General features: G+C 59.8%; 13 protein-coding genes. 4 read left to right on the plus strand and 9 right to left on the minus strand.

Features of this window, described 5'->3' with window-relative positions; all coding sequences use genetic code 11:
• Positions 1-28 precede the first annotated feature (28 nt).
• The 3 genes from creB (at position 29) to creD (ending at position 3,712) form a co-directional block, all read left to right on the plus strand.
• Entirely contained in the window at positions 29-709 is a 681-nt protein-coding gene (gene creB / locus AC3WP4_RS11270) for a two-component system response regulator CreB (protein ID WP_074871482.1), read from the plus strand.
• Positions 709-2,130 carry a two-component system sensor histidine kinase CreC gene (gene creC / locus AC3WP4_RS11275; RefSeq protein ID WP_102614893.1) on the plus strand — a complete coding sequence of 474 codons (1,422 nt, stop codon included), beginning with the start codon at positions 709-711 and terminating at the stop codon, positions 2,128-2,130. Before creB ends, creC begins: the two co-directional genes overlap by 1 nt.
• Before the next feature lie 211 nt (positions 2,131-2,341).
• A complete protein-coding gene (gene creD / locus AC3WP4_RS11280; protein ID WP_102614892.1) occupies positions 2,342-3,712 on the plus strand; it encodes a cell envelope integrity protein CreD in 1,371 nt (456 codons plus the stop codon).
• Positions 3,713-3,922: 210 nt separating this feature from the next.
• Here creD and AC3WP4_RS11285 read toward each other — a convergent pair whose 3' ends face one another.
• The 8 genes from AC3WP4_RS11285 to AC3WP4_RS11320 all read right to left on the minus strand — a co-directional run bounded on the left by AC3WP4_RS11285 (position 3,923) and on the right by AC3WP4_RS11320 (position 13,227).
• A complete protein-coding gene (locus AC3WP4_RS11285; protein WP_074871476.1) occupies positions 3,923-4,552 on the minus strand; it encodes a glutathione S-transferase in 630 nt (209 codons plus the stop codon).
• A 258-nt stretch (positions 4,553-4,810) separates the two neighbouring features.
• Positions 4,811-4,990, minus strand: a complete 180-nt coding sequence (locus AC3WP4_RS11290; RefSeq protein WP_074871475.1) for a hypothetical protein — start codon at positions 4,988-4,990, stop codon at positions 4,811-4,813.
• Positions 4,987-6,117, minus strand: a complete 1,131-nt coding sequence (locus AC3WP4_RS11295; RefSeq protein WP_102614890.1) for a PepSY-associated TM helix domain-containing protein — start codon at positions 6,115-6,117, stop codon at positions 4,987-4,989. Before AC3WP4_RS11295 ends, AC3WP4_RS11290 begins: the two co-directional genes overlap by 4 nt.
• A 72-nt stretch (positions 6,118-6,189) precedes the next feature.
• A complete protein-coding gene (locus AC3WP4_RS11300) occupies positions 6,190-8,625 on the minus strand; it encodes a TonB-dependent siderophore receptor (RefSeq protein ID WP_102614889.1) in 2,436 nt (811 codons plus the stop codon).
• 223 nt (positions 8,626-8,848) lie between these two features.
• Positions 8,849-9,820 (minus strand): FecR domain-containing protein, encoded by a 972-nt coding sequence (locus AC3WP4_RS11305; protein WP_102614888.1) that lies wholly within the window; start codon positions 9,818-9,820, stop codon positions 8,849-8,851.
• Positions 9,817-10,335 carry an RNA polymerase sigma factor gene (locus tag AC3WP4_RS11310; protein WP_046052410.1) on the minus strand — a complete coding sequence of 173 codons (519 nt, stop codon included), beginning with the start codon at positions 10,333-10,335 and terminating at the stop codon, positions 9,817-9,819. Before AC3WP4_RS11310 ends, AC3WP4_RS11305 begins: the two co-directional genes overlap by 4 nt.
• A gap of 247 nt (positions 10,336-10,582) precedes the next feature.
• A complete protein-coding gene (locus AC3WP4_RS11315; RefSeq protein WP_102614887.1) occupies positions 10,583-11,290 on the minus strand; it encodes a 3'-5' exonuclease in 708 nt (235 codons plus the stop codon).
• The gene (locus AC3WP4_RS11320) at positions 11,287-13,227 is read right to left on the minus strand and encodes a putative nucleotidyltransferase substrate binding domain-containing protein (RefSeq protein WP_074880389.1); all 1,941 of its coding nucleotides are present in this window, start codon (positions 13,225-13,227) and stop codon (positions 11,287-11,289) included. Before AC3WP4_RS11320 ends, AC3WP4_RS11315 begins: the two co-directional genes overlap by 4 nt.
• A 250-nt stretch (positions 13,228-13,477) precedes the next feature.
• Here AC3WP4_RS11320 and AC3WP4_RS11325 point away from each other — a divergent pair, with 250 nt between their 5' ends.
• On the plus strand, positions 13,478-13,939 hold the full coding sequence (locus AC3WP4_RS11325) for a response regulator (protein WP_074871465.1): 462 nt from the start codon (positions 13,478-13,480) through the stop codon (positions 13,937-13,939).
• Between the two features lie 71 nt (positions 13,940-14,010).
• Here the strand turns inward: AC3WP4_RS11325 and AC3WP4_RS11330 are convergent, their stop codons facing one another.
• On the minus strand, positions 14,011-16,188 hold the full coding sequence (locus AC3WP4_RS11330) for a malate synthase G (protein WP_102614886.1): 2,178 nt from the start codon (positions 16,186-16,188) through the stop codon (positions 14,011-14,013).
• Between the last annotated feature and the right edge of the window lie 219 nt (positions 16,189-16,407).

A 16,407-nucleotide genomic window follows, 5' to 3' on the forward strand; every position in this document is an offset into this window, starting at 1 on the left:
GCCCACTTAACTGCCGGGCTCGGACGCCATGCCTCATATCCTGATTGTCGAAGACGAAGCGGCGATTGCCGACACCCTGATTTTCGCCTTGCAGGGCGAGGGCTTCACCACCACCTGGCTGAGCCTTGGCGCCGCGGCGCTTGAGCATCAGCGCCAGACACCGGCCGACCTGATCATTCTCGACATTGGTCTGCCGGACATCAGCGGCTTCGAGACCTGCAAGCAATTGCGCCGTTTCAGCGAAGTGCCGGTGATCTTCCTCAGCGCCCGGGATGCCGAAATCGATCGCGTCGTGGGCCTGGAAATCGGTGCCGACGATTACGTGGTCAAGCCGTTCAGCCCAAGGGAAGTGGCGGCGCGGGTCCGGGCGATTCTCAAGCGCATGGCACCGCGAGCGAGCGCCGAGGTGGCATCGACGTTGTTTCGCATCGACAGCGAACGGGTACAGATCAGCTACCGCGGTCAGCTGCTAACCCTGACCCGTCATGAATTCCGTCTGCTGCAATGCCTGCTGGAGCAACCCGAACGGGTCTTCAGCCGCGAGCAATTGCTCGATGCGCTGGGTGTCGCCGCCGATGCCGGGTACGAGCGCAGCATCGACAGCCACATCAAGAGCGTGCGCGCCAAACTGCGCCAGGTGAAAGCCGACGCGGAGCCGATCCAGACCCATCGCGGCCTCGGCTACAGCTACAGCCCGGGGCGTAGCTGATGCCGCTGGGGATCCGGATCTTTCTGGTCTATGTGCTGTTTATCGGCCTGACCGGTTATTTCGTGCTGAACACCGTGATGGAAGAAATCCGTCCCGGCGTGCGCCAGTCCACCGAAGAAACGCTGGTCGACACCGCCAACCTGATGGCCGAAATCCTGCGCGACGACTTCAAGGCCGGCACCCTGAACCAGAACCGCTGGCCCGAGCTGCTCAAGGCTTATGGCGAACGGCAACCGAAGGCGAACATCTGGGGATTGCCGAAGAATCAGGTCAACCACCGCATCTACGTCACCGATGCCAAGGGTGTTGTGGTGCTGGACTCCAGCGGCATGGCAGTGGGGCAGGACTACTCGCGCTGGAACGACGTTTTACTGACCCTGCGAGGCGAATACGGCGCTCGTTCCAGCCGCAGCGATCCAGACGATCCGAGCTCCTCAGTGATGCACGTCGGCGCCCCGATTCGCGACAACGGCAAGATCATCGGTGTGGTTACCGTGGCCAAACCCAATAGCTCGTTGCAGCCATACGTTGATCGCACCGAGCGGCGATTGCTTGCCTGGGGGGCCGGGTTGATCGGCCTCGGTCTGCTGTTTGGCGCGCTGTTGTCGTGGTGGTTGAGCGCGGCGCTGCGGCGGTTGACTGCTTACGCTCAGGCGGTCAGTGAAGGCCGGCGGGTCGAGGTTCCGCATTACCGTGGTGGCGAACTGGAACAATTGGCGACGGCGGTGGAGCAGATGCGCACGCAGCTCGAAGGCAAAGCCTATGTCGAGCGTTACGTACACACCTTGACCCACGAACTGAAAAGCCCGCTGGCGGCGATTCGCGGCGCGGCGGAGTTGTTGCAGGGCGAGATGCCGCTGGCCCAGCAACAGCGTTTTGTCAGCAACATCGACAGCGAAAGCGCGCGGATGCAGCAGTTGATCGAACGCCTGTTGAACCTGGCCCTGGTCGAGCAACGCCAAGGGCTGGAAGAGCGGGTGACGGTGCCGCTGGCGAAGTTGGTCGATGAATTGCTGAGCGCTCAGGCGGCGCGCATCGAAGGCAAGCAGTTGCGCGTGGAGCAAACCATCCCAGCGGATCTGCTGCTGACCGGTGAGCCGTTCCTGTTGCGTCAGGCGCTGGGCAATCTGCTGGAGAATGCTTTGGACTTCACCCCGGCTCGTGGATTGCTGCGATTCAGTGCTGCGAAGGTTGGCGAGCAAATCGAATTCAAACTGTTCAACCAGGCCGAGGCGATTCCCGACTATGCGTTACCGAGGTTGAGCGAACGATTCTATTCACTGCCGCGACCGGACAGCGGGCGCAAGAGCACGGGGCTGGGACTCAATTTTGTTGAAGAGGTGATGAAGCTGCATGGCGGAGAACTATGCATCGGCAATGTCGGGGACGGTGTTGAAGCAGGTTTGCGCTTCCCCGTGTGATCGTTCCCACGCTCTGCGTGGGAATGCCTCAACGGACGCTCTGCGTTCGGCTTTGGATGGGACGCGGAGCGTCCCGGGCTGCATTCCCACGCAGAGCGTGGGAACGATCAAACGATCAACATCAACCAGTCTCCACACACTCTCCACATTCCTCCCATAAATCCCCCACACACACCACCCAGACTCGCCCCATCCAAACAGGGAGAGTCCCATGAACCGCAGCCTGACCCTAAAACTCGGGGCAATTGCCCTTCTGATTCTGTTGTTGCTGATCCCGCTCTTGATGATCAACGGCGTGATCCAGGATCGCCAGCAACTGCGCGACATTGTCCTCGAAGACATCGCCCGCAGTTCCAGCTACAGCCAGCAACTGAGCGGTCCGATCATGGTGGTGCCGTATCGCAAAGTGGTGCGCACCTGGAAGACCAATGAGAAAACCAACAAGCGCTATCAGGAAATCGGCGAAGAACGCGGCCAACTGTATTTTCTGCCGGAGCGTTTCGAGCTCGACGGCAAGGTGCAGACCGAGTTGCGCTCGCGGGGTATTTACGAGGCGCGGCTGTACCACGCCGACAACCACATCAGCGGCCTGTTTTCGATTCCCGCGCAAATGGGCATCGAGGAAGATTTCGCCGATTATCAGTTTGACCAAGCGTTCCTGACGATAGGCATCAGCGATATCCGCGGGATCGAAAATGCCCTGAAACTGGACCTCAACGGTCAGAGTCTGGACTTCGAACCGGGCACGCAACTGGGCTGGCTAGGCGAGGGGGCACACGTCAAGTTGCCCGCGCTGGACAGGCACAAAGGCGCGGAACTGGCATTCGCCTTTGACCTGCGCCTGCAGGGCACCGGCCAGTTGCAGATCACTCCGGTCGGCAAAACCAGCAAGGTGCAACTGGCCGCCAACTGGCCTCACCCGAGTTTTATCGGCAACTACTTGCCGGCTCAGCGTGAAGTCACCGGCACAGGTTTTACCGCGAATTGGCAGACTTCGTTCTTTTCCACCAACCTGGAAGAAGCCTTGACCAACTGCCTGACCAGCGACCGTTGTGACGAGTTCAAGAGCCGCAACTTCGGGGTGAGCTTCATCGACCCGGTGGATCAGTACCTGAAAAGCGATCGGGCGATCAAATACGCGCTGCTGTTCATTGCCCTGACCTTCGCCGGTTTCTTCCTGTTCGAAGTGCTCAAAAGCATGGCCGTGCATCCAATCCAGTACGCGCTGGTGGGTGTGGCGCTGGCGTTTTTCTACCTGCTGTTGCTATCGCTGTCCGAGCACATCGGCTTTGCCCTGGCGTATCTGTTGTCGGCGGGCAGCTGTGTGTTGTTGATCGGGTTTTATGTCTGCCATGTGCTGCGCAGCGTGCGTCACGGCTTGAGTTTTTCGGCGGGACTGGCGGCGTTGTATGGCTTGCTCTATGGCTTGCTCAGTGCCGAGGATTACGCGTTGCTGATGGGTTCGCTGCTGTTGTTCGGGTTGTTAGGTGTGTTCATGGTGCTGACCCGCAAGCTGGACTGGTACGGGATCGGGCAGAAGCCGGCCAAGCCGTTGGCGTTTGATCTCGGGGCTGTGGAATGAGCCGGTCGTTGGGGTTGCGTGAGGATCAGCGGGAAGGGGAAGCGTTGGCGACGCGGATTGCGGTGTTGTTTCCAGTGGATCCGCTGTGGTGCCATCGCAAACAGGCTCGCTCCCACAAGGGATCTCCAGTGAACACAAAATTCGTGCACACAACCGATCAACTGTGGGAGCGAGCCTGCTCGCGAAGAGGCCCTGACAGCCAGTGAAAATCTAAACCTTAGGCATCGTCGCCAGCATCGAAGCCCGCTGACTGACTTCGAAATACCAAGCAGCCAGCTTCGGATTCACCGTGCGCCATTCCAGATCCGGATGGCGCAAATCCAGGTAGCCCAACGCACAGGCGACACTGATCGCCGCCACGTCGAAGTGGCTGGTCAGCTCGGCAATCGCGTCCGCTTCCAGCAATGCCAGGCCACGACGAATTTTCTCGCGCTGGCCGTCGAGCCACTCATCCCAGTGTTTTTCCGGGGCACGCAGGGCGACTTCATAACGAATCAGCACCGCCGCGTCCATGATCCCGTCGGCCAGGGAGGCCAGGGTCAGGCGCCGCCAGCGGGCCGAACCGTCACGCGGGATCAGCGGGTTGCCGACGTGCTGGTGGTCGAGGTAATCGAGGATCACCCGGCTGTCGTGGATGACGCTGCCATCGGCCAGGCGCAGGGCCGGGATTTTACCCAGCGGGTTGTCTTCGTTGAGCATCAGGTCCGGGCTGACCGGTGTGAGCACGCAGTCTTGCAGCGCTACGCGGTCCTGTTGACCGGTTTCGTGCAGCAGCACCATGACTTTGCGAACGAAGGGCGACAACGGGTTGTGGAACAGGGTCATGCTGGGGGCGGACATGGCAGCATCTCGGAGTGGGCAGTGCTGGGCAGCATAGCGCGTGGATCCGGGAGCTCAAACGGTTGGCGCATTTAACTCTGTAGCAGCTGCCGAGCAGCGCGAGGCTGCGTCCGGCTGCGCAGCAGTCGTGCATCCTGCGGCCGAGTTGTTTCAGACAAATCGCGTTTGCCGGACTGCGGCCGCTACGCAGCCGGACGCAGCCGGACGCAGCCTCGCGCTGCTCGACAGCTGCTACAGGAGTTCGCCGATCGATTTGGGTTAGCGGCGTTGCAGCAGGCCGCGCAGGGCGAGGATGGCGGGAATGCCCAGTCCAAGCCAGCTCAAGGCGTCCCACACGCCATCGCCCAGCAACGCGGAAAACAACCCCGCCGCGCTGAGCAGGGCGATGACTGTCGGGGTGGAGAAGACTTTCCAGAAATTCGACTGCCGCGGCCTCATGCTGCACTCTCCGCGTTTTCGAGCACCGGTTTCACCGCCTTGCGCCGCACCACCCAAAGATAAACGCCGCTGCCGAGCACGACGATGGTCAGCCCATCCAACGTCGCCCAGAGGATTTTCATCGGCATGCCGCCGTAATCACCGAAGTGCAGCGGCTGGGACATGCCCATGGCGTCCATGTACCACGGGCGTTCAGCCACGGCGGTGACTTGCAGGGTGCTGGCGTCGATCAGCACCGGTGTCAGCAGGTGCGATGTCAGGTGAGTGCTGCCTTTCATGAACACCGCGTAATGGTGTTCGCTGGAGAAGCGTGTGCCGGGAAAGGCAATGAAGTCCGGCTGCATGCCCGGAGCGACTTCCTTGGCGATGTCGAGCAAGCGGGTCGCGGGCGCCAAATGGGTCAATGGCGGCGCGTCGCGATAGGGCGCGACCATCGCGCTCAAGCTGTCGTTGCGCCACGCGGCAATCAGCAAGTCGGCGCAAGCGCTGATGACGCCGGTGACGCCGACCACCAAGGCCCAGGTCAAGGTCACCACGCCGATCAGGTTATGCAGATCGAGCCAGCGCAGGCGCGTGGATTTGTCCTGGCGCACGGTGGCGAATTTCAATCGGCGCATGAACGGCAGGTACAGCACCGTCCCGGACACAATCGCCACCACGAACAGAATGCCCATGAACGCCAGCAGCAACTTGCCCGGCAGACCGGCAAACATGTCCACGTGCAGACGCAACATGATCATCATGAAGCCGCCGTTGGCCGACGGCATTTCCAGCGCTTCACCGGTGCGGGCGTCGAGCATGAAGGTGTGAGAAGAATTCGGCTCAGTGCCCGCGGTGGCCGCCATGATCGTGATCGCGGCGTTGGGCTCGTCTTCGTCGAAGCCGAAATACTGCATCACTTCGCCGGGGCGATGTTTTTCAGCGGCCAGCACCAACTGCTGCAAATTCAGATGCGGGGCGTCCGCCGGCATCGTCTTCAATTCAGCGGCATCGCCCAGCAAGTGGTCGATCTCGTGATGGAAGATTAATGGCAGGCCGGTCAGTGCGAGCATCAGCAGGAACACGGTGCAGATGAGACTGCTCCAGGTGTGGACGAAGGACCAGCGGCGAATTGTTTTGCTTTTCATTTCATAGCCTTCAGAAATACCAAAGCCGTCCTCGAGGGACGGCTTGGATATCAGGTGTGTCAGATCAAGGCGTTACCACTTGTAGCCGACGCTGGCCATTACGTTGCGACGGTCGCCGTAGTAGCAGTAAAAACCGTCGCAGGTCGAAATGTATTCTTTGTCGAATACGTTGTTGGCATTGACGCTGAGACTCACACCCTTGAGCGTATTGTTCAGGCGGCCCAGGTCGTAATGGACTGCCGCGTCATAGACGGTGTAGGAACTGCTATGGCCGTCTGATGGATCGCGTACGAAGCCCATGCTGCCGATGGCGATATTGTCGGTTTCGCCGATATAGCGCACGCCGAAGCCGATTCCGAAACCATCCAGAACACCGGTATGCCACGTGTAATCAGCCCATGCAGAAGCCTGGTTTTCCGGGGTCAGTGGGAGTGGGCGGTTTTTATCCAGAGGGTCGGTGACTTTAGTCATCTTGCTGTTGGCGTAGGTGTACGCGGCCGTCAATTTCAAGTTCTCGTTGACGTTTCCGGTAGCTTCCAACTCGAACCCGCGCACGTTGGCCTCACCCAGAGGGCGAGATACACCCAGGGTGTCACTGAGCACGATGTCCTTGCGGGTCAGGTCATAGGCCGCTGCGGTGAACAACATGTCGCTGCCCGGAGGCTGGTACTTGATACCGATCTCATATTGTTTGCCAGTGCCTGGACGGAACGCCTCGCCATTGGCACCGCCGGCTTCCGCCTGGAAGGATTCGGCGTAGGAGATGTACGGTGTAAAGCCGGAATCGAACACATAGCTCAGCGCAGCGTTGCCGGTGAAGGCGGTGTCGTCGCGGGTGTCCTTTGCATCGTTCATGTTGTAGAAAGTCGTATCGGTGTGCAGCCAGTCCTGACGGCCGCCCAACGTCAGGCGCCAGCTATCCAGGGCCATCTGGTCCTGGAAGTACAGACCTGTGTCATGGGTCTTCTGGTTGTAATCATTGAACGCGGTATAGCTGACGTTGCTGAAGTCCTGGCCGTAGATCGGGGTGATGATGTTGCTGGGCGGCGCGCTGCCATACAGCCATTTGTAATTGGTGTTGACGCGCTGGTGGTCCAGGCCCAGCAACACGGTGTGCCTGATCGAGCCCGTATCGAAGTCCGCCTGGAAATTGTTATCCACGGCGAACTGGCTGATGTCTTCGTTGACGATGTTGGCACCTCGGGCGAGGGTACCGTCGTCACTCACCGAACCATAAAAACCGCCTGCGGTAATGCCTTGGAAGGACAGGTCGCTCTTGGTGTAGCGCAGGTTCTGACGGTACTGCCAGACATCGTTCATCCGGTGCTCAAAAGCATATCCCAACGCGTAATAGGTCTTGTCGTAGAACTCCCACTCCGGATCACCGAGATTCTTGTGGTACTTCACTTCGCCAGCAGGCGTTGAAAGCTTGGTGCCTTGTAAAGGAAGGAACTGGCTGGTGATGCCTGTGTCGTCACGGTTGAACTGGCTCAGGAACGTCAGCTTGGTATCGGGATCGATGTTCCATGTCAGGCTGGGAGCGATGTTGTAACGCTTGTCATCGTTGTGCTCGATGGCTGTATTGCTGTCTCGCACCACGCCGCTGACACGGTAAAGAAAGCGTCCTTCGTCATCGATGGGGCCGGTGCTGTCGAAGCTGATCTGCTTGCGCTGATAGCTGCCGATCTGCAACTGCACTTCGTTGCTGGCAATGTCTTCGGGGCGGCGGCTGACCATATCGATCAAGCCACCAGGAGGCGTCTGGCCATAGACCGACGATGCCGGGCCACGCAACAATGCCACACGCTCCAGATCCCAGGTTTCCATCTTCGGCATGGCATAGGTGCCCTTGGGCAGGGGCAGTCCATCAAGGAATTGGGTGGGCTCAAATCCACGAACCTTCAACCACTCGGCGCGGCTATCGCTGCCGTAGCTGCTGGCTACGACGCCGGGCATGTAACGGACTGCGTCATCCAGGTTTTGCACGGCGCGGTCTTGCATCTGTTCACGGGTGGCAACAGAAATTGACCGCGGTGCCTCCGCCAGCGCCGTATCGGTTTTAGTCCCTGCTGCCGTACGTTTTGCGAGGTAGCCTTGTACTGGACCCCAAGCGCTCTCGGTGTTTTCCGCGCCGATCACGCTGGTCGCCGGCAGAGCCATCACACCCTCGGGCACGGCCACCAGGCTGAAGGTGCCAGTGCTGCTTTGTTCCAGTTGCAGACCGGTGCCGCGCAAGGCTTCGCGCAGGGCGCCGGCAGCGTCGAACTGGCCGTTGACCGGTGCCGAGGTCTTGCCTGCCGCCAGTGAAGGATTCAACGACAGCGCCAGACCCGCCTGGCTGGCGATCTGGTTCAGAGTGTTGGCCAATGCCGCGGCCGGCAGGTTGTAGGCGCGAACGCTGGATGCCTGTTCAGCGGCCATCAGCTGACTGCTGGCCAGAGGGGCACTAAGGGCAATGGCAATCGCCAGCAAACTGGGGCGCAACACGGTGTCGAGCGAACGGGACATACAGCGGCTCCTGAATGGAAATATTTCTCAATTGCCTAGGTGCCGGACGAGAATTCAAAAGTGATAGGGCTGATTGAAAATAATTTCGATTCAGTAAACCAGTCGCTAAGGGGGGATCGTTCCCACGCTCTGCGCGGGAATGCCTCAATGGACGCTCTGCGTCCGCTTCGGCATGTGACGCGGAGCGTCACGGGCTGCATTCCCACGCATAGCGTGGGAACGATCATTTAGCGTCAGTCTTCGCCGCGACCGTCACCCACCACGGCGTGTGCTGTTCGATCTGCACCGGCAGGGTCGGCAGCAGGGCGCTCAGGGCCAGATCGGTGTCGTGCAGCGGGAAGCTGCCGGTGATGCGCAGGTCGGCGATTTCTGGCGCAACGCCAAGATGCCCGCGTCGATAACGACCGAGTTCCCGCACCAGGTCTTCCAGTCGTGTGTTGTCCACCACCAGCATGCCGCGGGTCCAGGCATCGGCGTCGAGGTTGAGCGCGACAATCGGCCCTAGGCCATTGCTGCGCATCAGGACTTGCTGGCCTTCACGCAGAATCTGCTCTTCCGGGCTCGACTCGGGGTGAGCCGCCACCGCTGATTTCAGCACGCTCAGGCGTGTACCTTGTTCTTCACGCTTGACCAGGAACCTTGTTCCCAGTGCGCGCATGCTGCCTTCGCGGGTTTCGACGATGAACGGCCGGGCATCGCCATGGCCGGTTTCGACGAGAATTTCGCCTTCCTGGAGGATGATCAGCCGTTGTTTTTCATCGAAGCGCACATCCACGGCACTGTGGGTGTTGAGGTTGATCAGCGTGCCGTCGGTCAGGCGCAGGGTGCGTTGCTCACCCGTGGCGGTGCGCTGGTCGGCCAGCCAGTAGTCGATCGGCAGATAACGATCGCCGGCGAACAACGCCAACCCGATCACCGCCACGATGCTGGCCACGCCGCTGCCGAGTTTGCGCACCCGCCGGCGAATGCTTTCGCGCGATTGCAGTAACGCGGTGCGTGCCGGGCCACTGGCGACGCTGAAGCGCTGGTCGAGCATGCCCAGTTGGCGCCAGGCCCGCGCATGTTCTTCGTGGGCGGCGTGCCATTTGGCGAACTCTTCGCGCTCCACCGGGTTGCCGGAATCCAGGGACAACTGCCAGGCAATCGCGGCATCCAGCACCTGCGCCGAGACGGGTTTCGAACTGACCGGACTCATACCGGCTCACCGTACAGCGCGATGTAGCACTGACGAATGCCCTGGGCCAGATACTGGCGCACCCGCGGTACCGACACGCCCAGGCGCTCGGCGATTTCGGCGTGGCCGAGGCCATCGAGACGGTTATAGAGAAACGCCGCCCGGGCTTTGCTTGAGAGCTTGCCGAGCAGGCGGTCGATGGCTTTGAGGTCTTCGAGGATCAGTTGCTGTTCCTCCACCGACGGTTGTTCACCGGCGGGGATCAGCATCAGTTCGGTGAGGTAGGCCTGTTCCAGCGCGGCGCGGCGGAAATAGTCGAACAGCAGCCCCTTGGCAATCGCCACCAGAAACGCGCGAGGTTCACGCGGCTCCTTCAGTTCTTCACGACCCAGCAAACGTACGAAAGTGTCCTGACTCAGGTCTTCGGCCCGTTGCGGACAGGCCACATTGCGTCGTAGCCAGGCCAACAGCCAACCGCGATGGTCGCGATACAACGCACCAACGAGCTCACTTTGAGGGCTTTGGACTGACGACACGCAGCATCACCGATTGGGAAGTGTTAAGTAACGAGAATTGTTCGCGATTGTGGCAGAGGCGGGGGAGGTAAGCAATTGGCGCTGGTCGGGTGGATTTAGTGGCGTGTTTTCAATTGAACCGCGTCATCGTTCATCGCGGGCAAGCCACGCTCCCACAGGTCTTATGTCGTTCACGAAATTGGCGAACGACACAAAACCTTGTGGGAGCGGGCTTGCCCGCGATGGCGGCAGAACAGGCGCCAGAGATTTAGAAGGAAGGCGCTCGCTGTCTGCGTTTCCACTGACTCAACCGCTGCTGCAGATTCAACGGGCTATGGATCTGCAACTGCCGCGCCCGACTGAACAAAATCAACGCCAACTCAGCGGTGGCCAACGCATCGGCACTGGCATTGTGACGCTCGAACACTTCCAGTTTGAACCAGTCGATCCACTGATCCAGCCCGGCATCGCGAATGTGCGCCTGAGGGCAAAGCAGCGGCGCGATATCAGCCACATCCAGAAACGGATGCTGCAACTTGTAGCCCAGATGGTCTTTCAGCGCGCGCCCGAGCATGTGCTGATCGAACGGCGCATGAAACGCCAGCACCGGGCTTTCGCCGACGAATTCCATGAACTCGAGCAGGGCCTGAGCCGGATCACTGCCCGCGGCAATCGCACTTGGCCCCAGGCCATGGATCAACACACTGGGCGCCAACTTCATGTCGGCGCATTGCAACGTGCGTTCGAACTGCTGGCTGAAGTCGATCGCCCCGTCCTCGATCACCACCGCGCCGATGGACAACACTCGATCCTTGTTCAGGTTCAGCCCGGTGGTTTCCAGGTCGAGCACCACCCAGCGTTGTTCGCGCAGGCTGCATTCGCCCAGCTCTGCCGCCGAGGGCAAGCGTTGCAGGCGTTGTTGAAGGTCGCAGGGAAGGCTGGGACCTGCCGGACGCAGCCATGAAAACAGGCTCATAGCTGATACCTCAAGGCCAGGCTGCTTTGCAGGCGTTGGGCCTGGCGCAGGGATTCACGCAGGATCCGTCGATCCAGATGATTGAGGCTGTCCGGATCGACCCGGTTGGAGTAGGGCAAGTTCTCCCGAGTCTGTAGCTGATGTTGCTGCATGCGGGTTTGCTGGATGAAGTGATAGGCCTCTTCATACGCCGCACCGTCCAGCCGTTCGATGACTTCTTTGTCCACCAGTTGGCGAAAGCGCTCCAGCGTGTTGTTCACCTCGATGCCATGGGCCAGGGCGAGCAGTCGGGCACCGTCGACAAACGGCGTCAGTCCCTGGACTTTCAAATCAAGGGTGGCTTTCTCACCATTCTTGCGAGCCAGTACGAACTCACGGAAACGTCCTACGGGCGGACGGTTGCGCAGGGCGTTCTCGGCCATCATTCGCTGGAACAGGCGGTTGTCATTCACCTGATCGAGAATGCCCTGACGCAGCTGCTCGCAGCCTTGCTCGTCGCCCCAGACCACCCGCAAGTCGAAATAAATGCTCGAACCCAACAGGTTCTCCGGTGTGGCTTCGCGGATAAACGCGGCAAAACGTCGGGACCATTCGGCCCGGGACAGGCACAGCTCAGGGTTGCCGGCCATGATGTTGCCCTTGCACAGGGTGAAACCGCAGAGCGCCAGGCTCTGGTTGATCTGCTGGGCGATGGGCAGCAATTTGCCGCGGATCTCGGCGGCGTGGGCCGCGTCCCGTGCTTCGAACAGAATGCCGTTGTCCTGATCGGTGTGCAGCGTCTGTTCGCGGCGACCTTCGCTACCGAAGCACAGCCAACTGAACGCAATGCCGGGGTCGCCTTTCTCGGCGAGGGTCAGTTCGATCACCCGGCATACAGTGTGGTCATTGAGCAGGGTGATGATGTGCGTGATCTGGGTTGAAGAAGCGCCGTGGGCCAGCATGCGCTCCACCAGTTGACCGATCTCGCCGCGCATCGCGACCAGGTTTTCCACTTTCTGGGCGCTGCGGATGGTCCGCGCCAGATGCACCAGATCGACCCGTTGCAGGGAAAACAGATCACGTTCCGAAACCACGCCGCACAGGCGATGATCTTTCACCAGGCAGACGTGGGCGATGTGCCGCTCGGTCATGGCAATTGCCGCATCGAAGGCGCTGTGGTCCGGCGACAGGAAAAACGGCGCCCGGGTCATGTGGCGCTCGATGGCTTCGTTGAAATCGTCAGTGCCGTCGGCCACCACATGACGCAAGTCGCGCAGGGTGAAAATCCCCAACGGCGCTTTATCTTCGTCGACCACCACAATGCTGCCGACCTGCTGCTCATGCATCAGGGTCACGGCTTCACGCAGTGGCGTAGTCGGGCTGCAGGTCACCGGATGGCGCATGGCCAATTCGCCCAGGCGGGTGTTGAGCGAGTACTGGGTGCCGAGGGTTTCCACGGCTTTTTGCTGGACTTGCTGGTTGACCTGATCCAGCAGGCTGCTCACGCCGCGTAGGGCAAAGTCGCGAAATGCGTTGGAAAGCGCGAACAGTTTGATGAACGCCAGCTTGTTCAGCTGTAGGCAAAAGGTGTCTTCGGAGGCCAGATGTTCGGTGCGCGTCGCGCGCTCACCCAGCAGCGCGGCGAGGGGGAAACACTCGCCGGTGGTGATTTCGAAGGTGGTTTCGGTGCCGCCCTTGGCCGTATGCGGGCGTTCACCCACGACGCGGCCTTGCTTGACGATGTAGAAATGCTCGACCGGGCCGTCGGCGGGCTTGAGGATGCTCTCGCCAGGCGCATAAAAACGCAGTTGGCACTGCTCGACCAGGTACGCCAGGTGAGCGTGTTCCATTTGATTGAAGGGCGGGAAGCGCTGAAGGAACTGCAAAGTGCCCTGGATGTTCTGCAACACCGCGGTTTTCCCTGCCTGTGTGAAGGCATCCTCTTTACTCATAACCATTACCGCAGTCTTTTGATTGTTGTTGTCGGATGACTCAGCCATGGTCGGCCCCTGCGCGCGGGGTGCCCATTGGACGTAAGTCTAGGTAGGACGTGAAGCTGTAGGTATTTGGGAAATGTCTGACGCAACTGTGCGAAAAACCTCCTACATTGGCTATAGGAAATTTTTCCGACGAAGTGCACATTGAAGGCCTGCTTAGCGATGTCTGACGGATGTGCTAGGGAATAGAAATGAAATCGTAGAGTAAGCCATGTCCGACCACGATATTTTGAGTGACGCCGAGCGCGAGGCGCTGAGTGCCCTCATGCTGGAACCTGCCCTGCCGACGCAAAGGGTATTGATCGTTGACGATGATAGAGACGCGCGGGAGTTGTTGTCGCAGATTCTGGAACTCGGTGGGGTTCGATGCATTACCGCAGCAAGTGGCGAAACTGCACTCAAGATGTTGGTTGATGAAGCTGAACTGAAAAAGCTTTCAATCGGTTTGATGATCACTGACTTACGCATGGGCAATGTCGATGGCCTGGATCTGATCCGTCAGGTACGTGAGTCGGTGCGGGCGGCGTTGCCGATCATCATTGTCTCCGGCGACGCCGATGTGAAAGACGCCATCGAAGCGATGCATTTGAGTGTGGTGGATTTTCTGCTCAAGCCTATCGATACCGACAAGCTGTTGGCGCTGGTCAAGCATGAGTTGGGAATGGATGTGTAGGTGATCGTTCCCAAACAAAAATGCCCTGATCTTTCGATCAGGGCATTTTTTTGTCCGGCGTCAGCGCTTAGTTACAGGCCATTGGCAGCCTTGAACTCGCGGCGACGACGGTGCAGGACCGGCTCGGTGTAGCCGTTCGGCTGCTTCGTGCCTTCGACCACCAGTTCGACCGCCGCCTGGAAGGCGATGTTGCTGTCGAAGTTCGGGGCCAGCGGACGGTACAGCGGGTCATTGGCGTTCTGACGGTCAACCACTGGCGCCATGCGCTTGAGGCTTTCCATGACCTGATCTTCGGTGACGATGCCGTGACGCAGCCAGTTGGCGATGTGCTGGCTGGAAATTCGCAGCGTCGCACGGTCTTCCATCAGGCCGACGTCATTGATGTCCGGCACTTTCGAACAGCCCACGCCCTGGTCGATCCAGCGCACCACATAACCGAGAATGCCCTGGGCGTTGTTGTCCAGTTCGTTCTTGATCTGCTCTGCAGTCCAGTCCGGATTGACGGCCAGCGGGATGGTCAGGATGTCATCCACCGAAGCGCGCGCACGTTTGGCCAGCTCAGCCTGACGGGCGAACACATCGACCTTGTGGTAATGCAGCGCGTGCAGCGCGGCAGCGGTCGGCGATGGAACCCAGGCAGTGTTGGCACCGGCCATCGGGTGAGCGATTTTCTGTTCGAGCATCGCAGCCATCAGGTCCGGCATTGCCCACATGCCTTTACCGATCTGGGCGCGACCTTGCAGGCCGGTGCTCAAACCGATATCGACGTTCCAGTTTTCGTAAGCGCCGATCCACTTCTCGGCCTTCATGTCCGCCTTGCGCACCATCGGGCCGGCTTCCATGGAAGTGTGGATTTCATCGCCGGTACGGTCGAGGAAACCGGTGTTGATGAACACTACACGTTCGCTGGCAGCCTTGATGCAGGCCTTGAGGTTGACCGTGGTACGGCGTTCCTCGTCCATGATCCCGACTTTCAGCGTGTTACGTGGCAAGCCGAGCACTTCTTCGATGCGACCGAACAGCTCGTTGGTGAACGCCGCTTCTTCCGGGCCGTGCATCTTCGGTTTCACGATGTAGACCGAGCCGGTACGGCTGTTCTTGCGCGAGTTGTTGCCGTTGAGGCTGTGGATCGCTGCGAGGCTGGTGACCAGGCCGTCGAGGATGCCTTCCGGCACTTCGTTGCCGTCTTTATCGAGGATCGCGTCGATGGTCATCAGGTGACCGACGTTGCGCACGAACAGCAGCGAACGACCATGCAGGCTCAGTTCCTTACCATCGACACCGGTATAAGTGCGGTCGGCGTTCATGGTGCGGGTAAAGGTCTGACCGCCCTTGGAGACTTCTTCCGACAGATCGCCCTTCATCAGGCCGAGCCAGTTGCGGTAGATCACCACTTTGTCATCGGCATCGACGGCGGCGACGGAGTCTTCGCAGTCCATGATGGTGGTCAGTGCGGCTTCCATCAGGATGTCTTTGAGGCCGGCAGCGTCGGTCTGGCCGACCGGGGTGCTGGCGTCGACCTGGATTTCGAAATGCAGGCCGTTGTTTTTCAGCAGGATCGCGGTCGGTGCGGCTGTATCGCCGTGGAAACCGATCAGCTGTGCATCGTTGCGCAGGCCGGTATTGCTGCCGCCTTTAAGGGCGACCACCAGTTTGCCGTCAACGATCTTGTAGCCGGTGGAATCGACGTGAGAGCCAGCAGCCAATGGCGCCGCTTCGTCGAGGAAGGCGCGGGCGAAGGCGATGACCTTGTCGCCGCGAACCTTGTTGTAGCCTTTGCCTTTTTCCGCGCCGTCAGCTTCGCTGATGGCATCGGTGCCGTAGAGCGCGTCATACAGCGAACCCCAACGGGCGTTCGAGGCATTGAGCGCGAAACGGGCGTTCATCACCGGAACCACCAGCTGTGGACCGGCCATGCGGGCGATTTCGTCATCGACGTTTTGCGTCGTTGCCTGGAAATCAGCCGCTTCTGGCAGCAGATAACCGATGTCTTGCAGGAAGGCTTTGTAGGCCACCGCATCGTGCGCAACACCTGCACGAGCCTGGTGCCAGGCATCGATACGAGCCTGGATATCATCGCGTTTGGCGAGTAGGGCTTTGTTCTTCGGCGCCAGGTCATGAATGACCTTGTCGGCACCGGCCCAGAACTTATCGGCGGTGAGGCCGGTACCGGGAATGGCTTCGTTGTTCACGAAGTCGAACAGGACTTTGGCGACCTGCAGGCCACCGACTTGAACGTGTTCAGTCATTGCTTGCCTCACTCTGCTCAGCTATTTCGCTTTTCAGCTCTTCAATTTAACAATGAAGCCTCTGGCATTTAAACCACAAACCTGTTGACCAGTACATGCCATTGCGGGCGGCTGGGTTATGACCAATCAATGGCGTTGAGGCCATGCTGACGGGGCTTTCAGGTTGTGGCTGCACCTGCGGCAGACATCGATCCAGCGTTATGTAGTGCGCGCTGCGGC

This window comes from Pseudomonas sp. FW305-20, from assembly GCF_058788075.1.

What these genes read in the sequence shown, in the direction of transcription:
- creB (WP_074871482.1), top strand. Translation starts at nt 29, where the DNA reads ATGCCTCATATCCTGATTGTCGAAGACGAAGCGGCGATTGCCGACACC.
- creC (WP_102614893.1), top strand. Translation starts at nt 709, where the DNA reads ATGCCGCTGGGGATCCGGATCTTTCTGGTCTATGTGCTGTTTATCGGC.
- creD (WP_102614892.1), top strand. Translation starts at nt 2,342, where the DNA reads ATGAACCGCAGCCTGACCCTAAAACTCGGGGCAATTGCCCTTCTGATT.
- AC3WP4_RS11285 (WP_074871476.1), bottom strand. Translation starts at nt 4,552, where the DNA reads ATGTCCGCCCCCAGCATGACCCTGTTCCACAACCCGTTGTCGCCCTTC.
- AC3WP4_RS11290 (WP_074871475.1), bottom strand. Translation starts at nt 4,990, where the DNA reads ATGAGGCCGCGGCAGTCGAATTTCTGGAAAGTCTTCTCCACCCCGACA.
- AC3WP4_RS11295 (WP_102614890.1), bottom strand. Translation starts at nt 6,117, where the DNA reads ATGAAAAGCAAAACAATTCGCCGCTGGTCCTTCGTCCACACCTGGAGC.
- AC3WP4_RS11300 (WP_102614889.1), bottom strand. Translation starts at nt 8,625, where the DNA reads ATGTCCCGTTCGCTCGACACCGTGTTGCGCCCCAGTTTGCTGGCGATT.
- AC3WP4_RS11305 (WP_102614888.1), bottom strand. Translation starts at nt 9,820, where the DNA reads ATGAGTCCGGTCAGTTCGAAACCCGTCTCGGCGCAGGTGCTGGATGCC.
- AC3WP4_RS11315 (WP_102614887.1), bottom strand. Translation starts at nt 11,290, where the DNA reads ATGAGCCTGTTTTCATGGCTGCGTCCGGCAGGTCCCAGCCTTCCCTGC.
- AC3WP4_RS11320 (WP_074880389.1), bottom strand. Translation starts at nt 13,227, where the DNA reads ATGGTTATGAGTAAAGAGGATGCCTTCACACAGGCAGGGAAAACCGCG.
- AC3WP4_RS11325 (WP_074871465.1), top strand. Translation starts at nt 13,478, where the DNA reads ATGTCCGACCACGATATTTTGAGTGACGCCGAGCGCGAGGCGCTGAGT.
- AC3WP4_RS11330 (WP_102614886.1), bottom strand. Translation starts at nt 16,188, where the DNA reads ATGACTGAACACGTTCAAGTCGGTGGCCTGCAGGTCGCCAAAGTCCTG.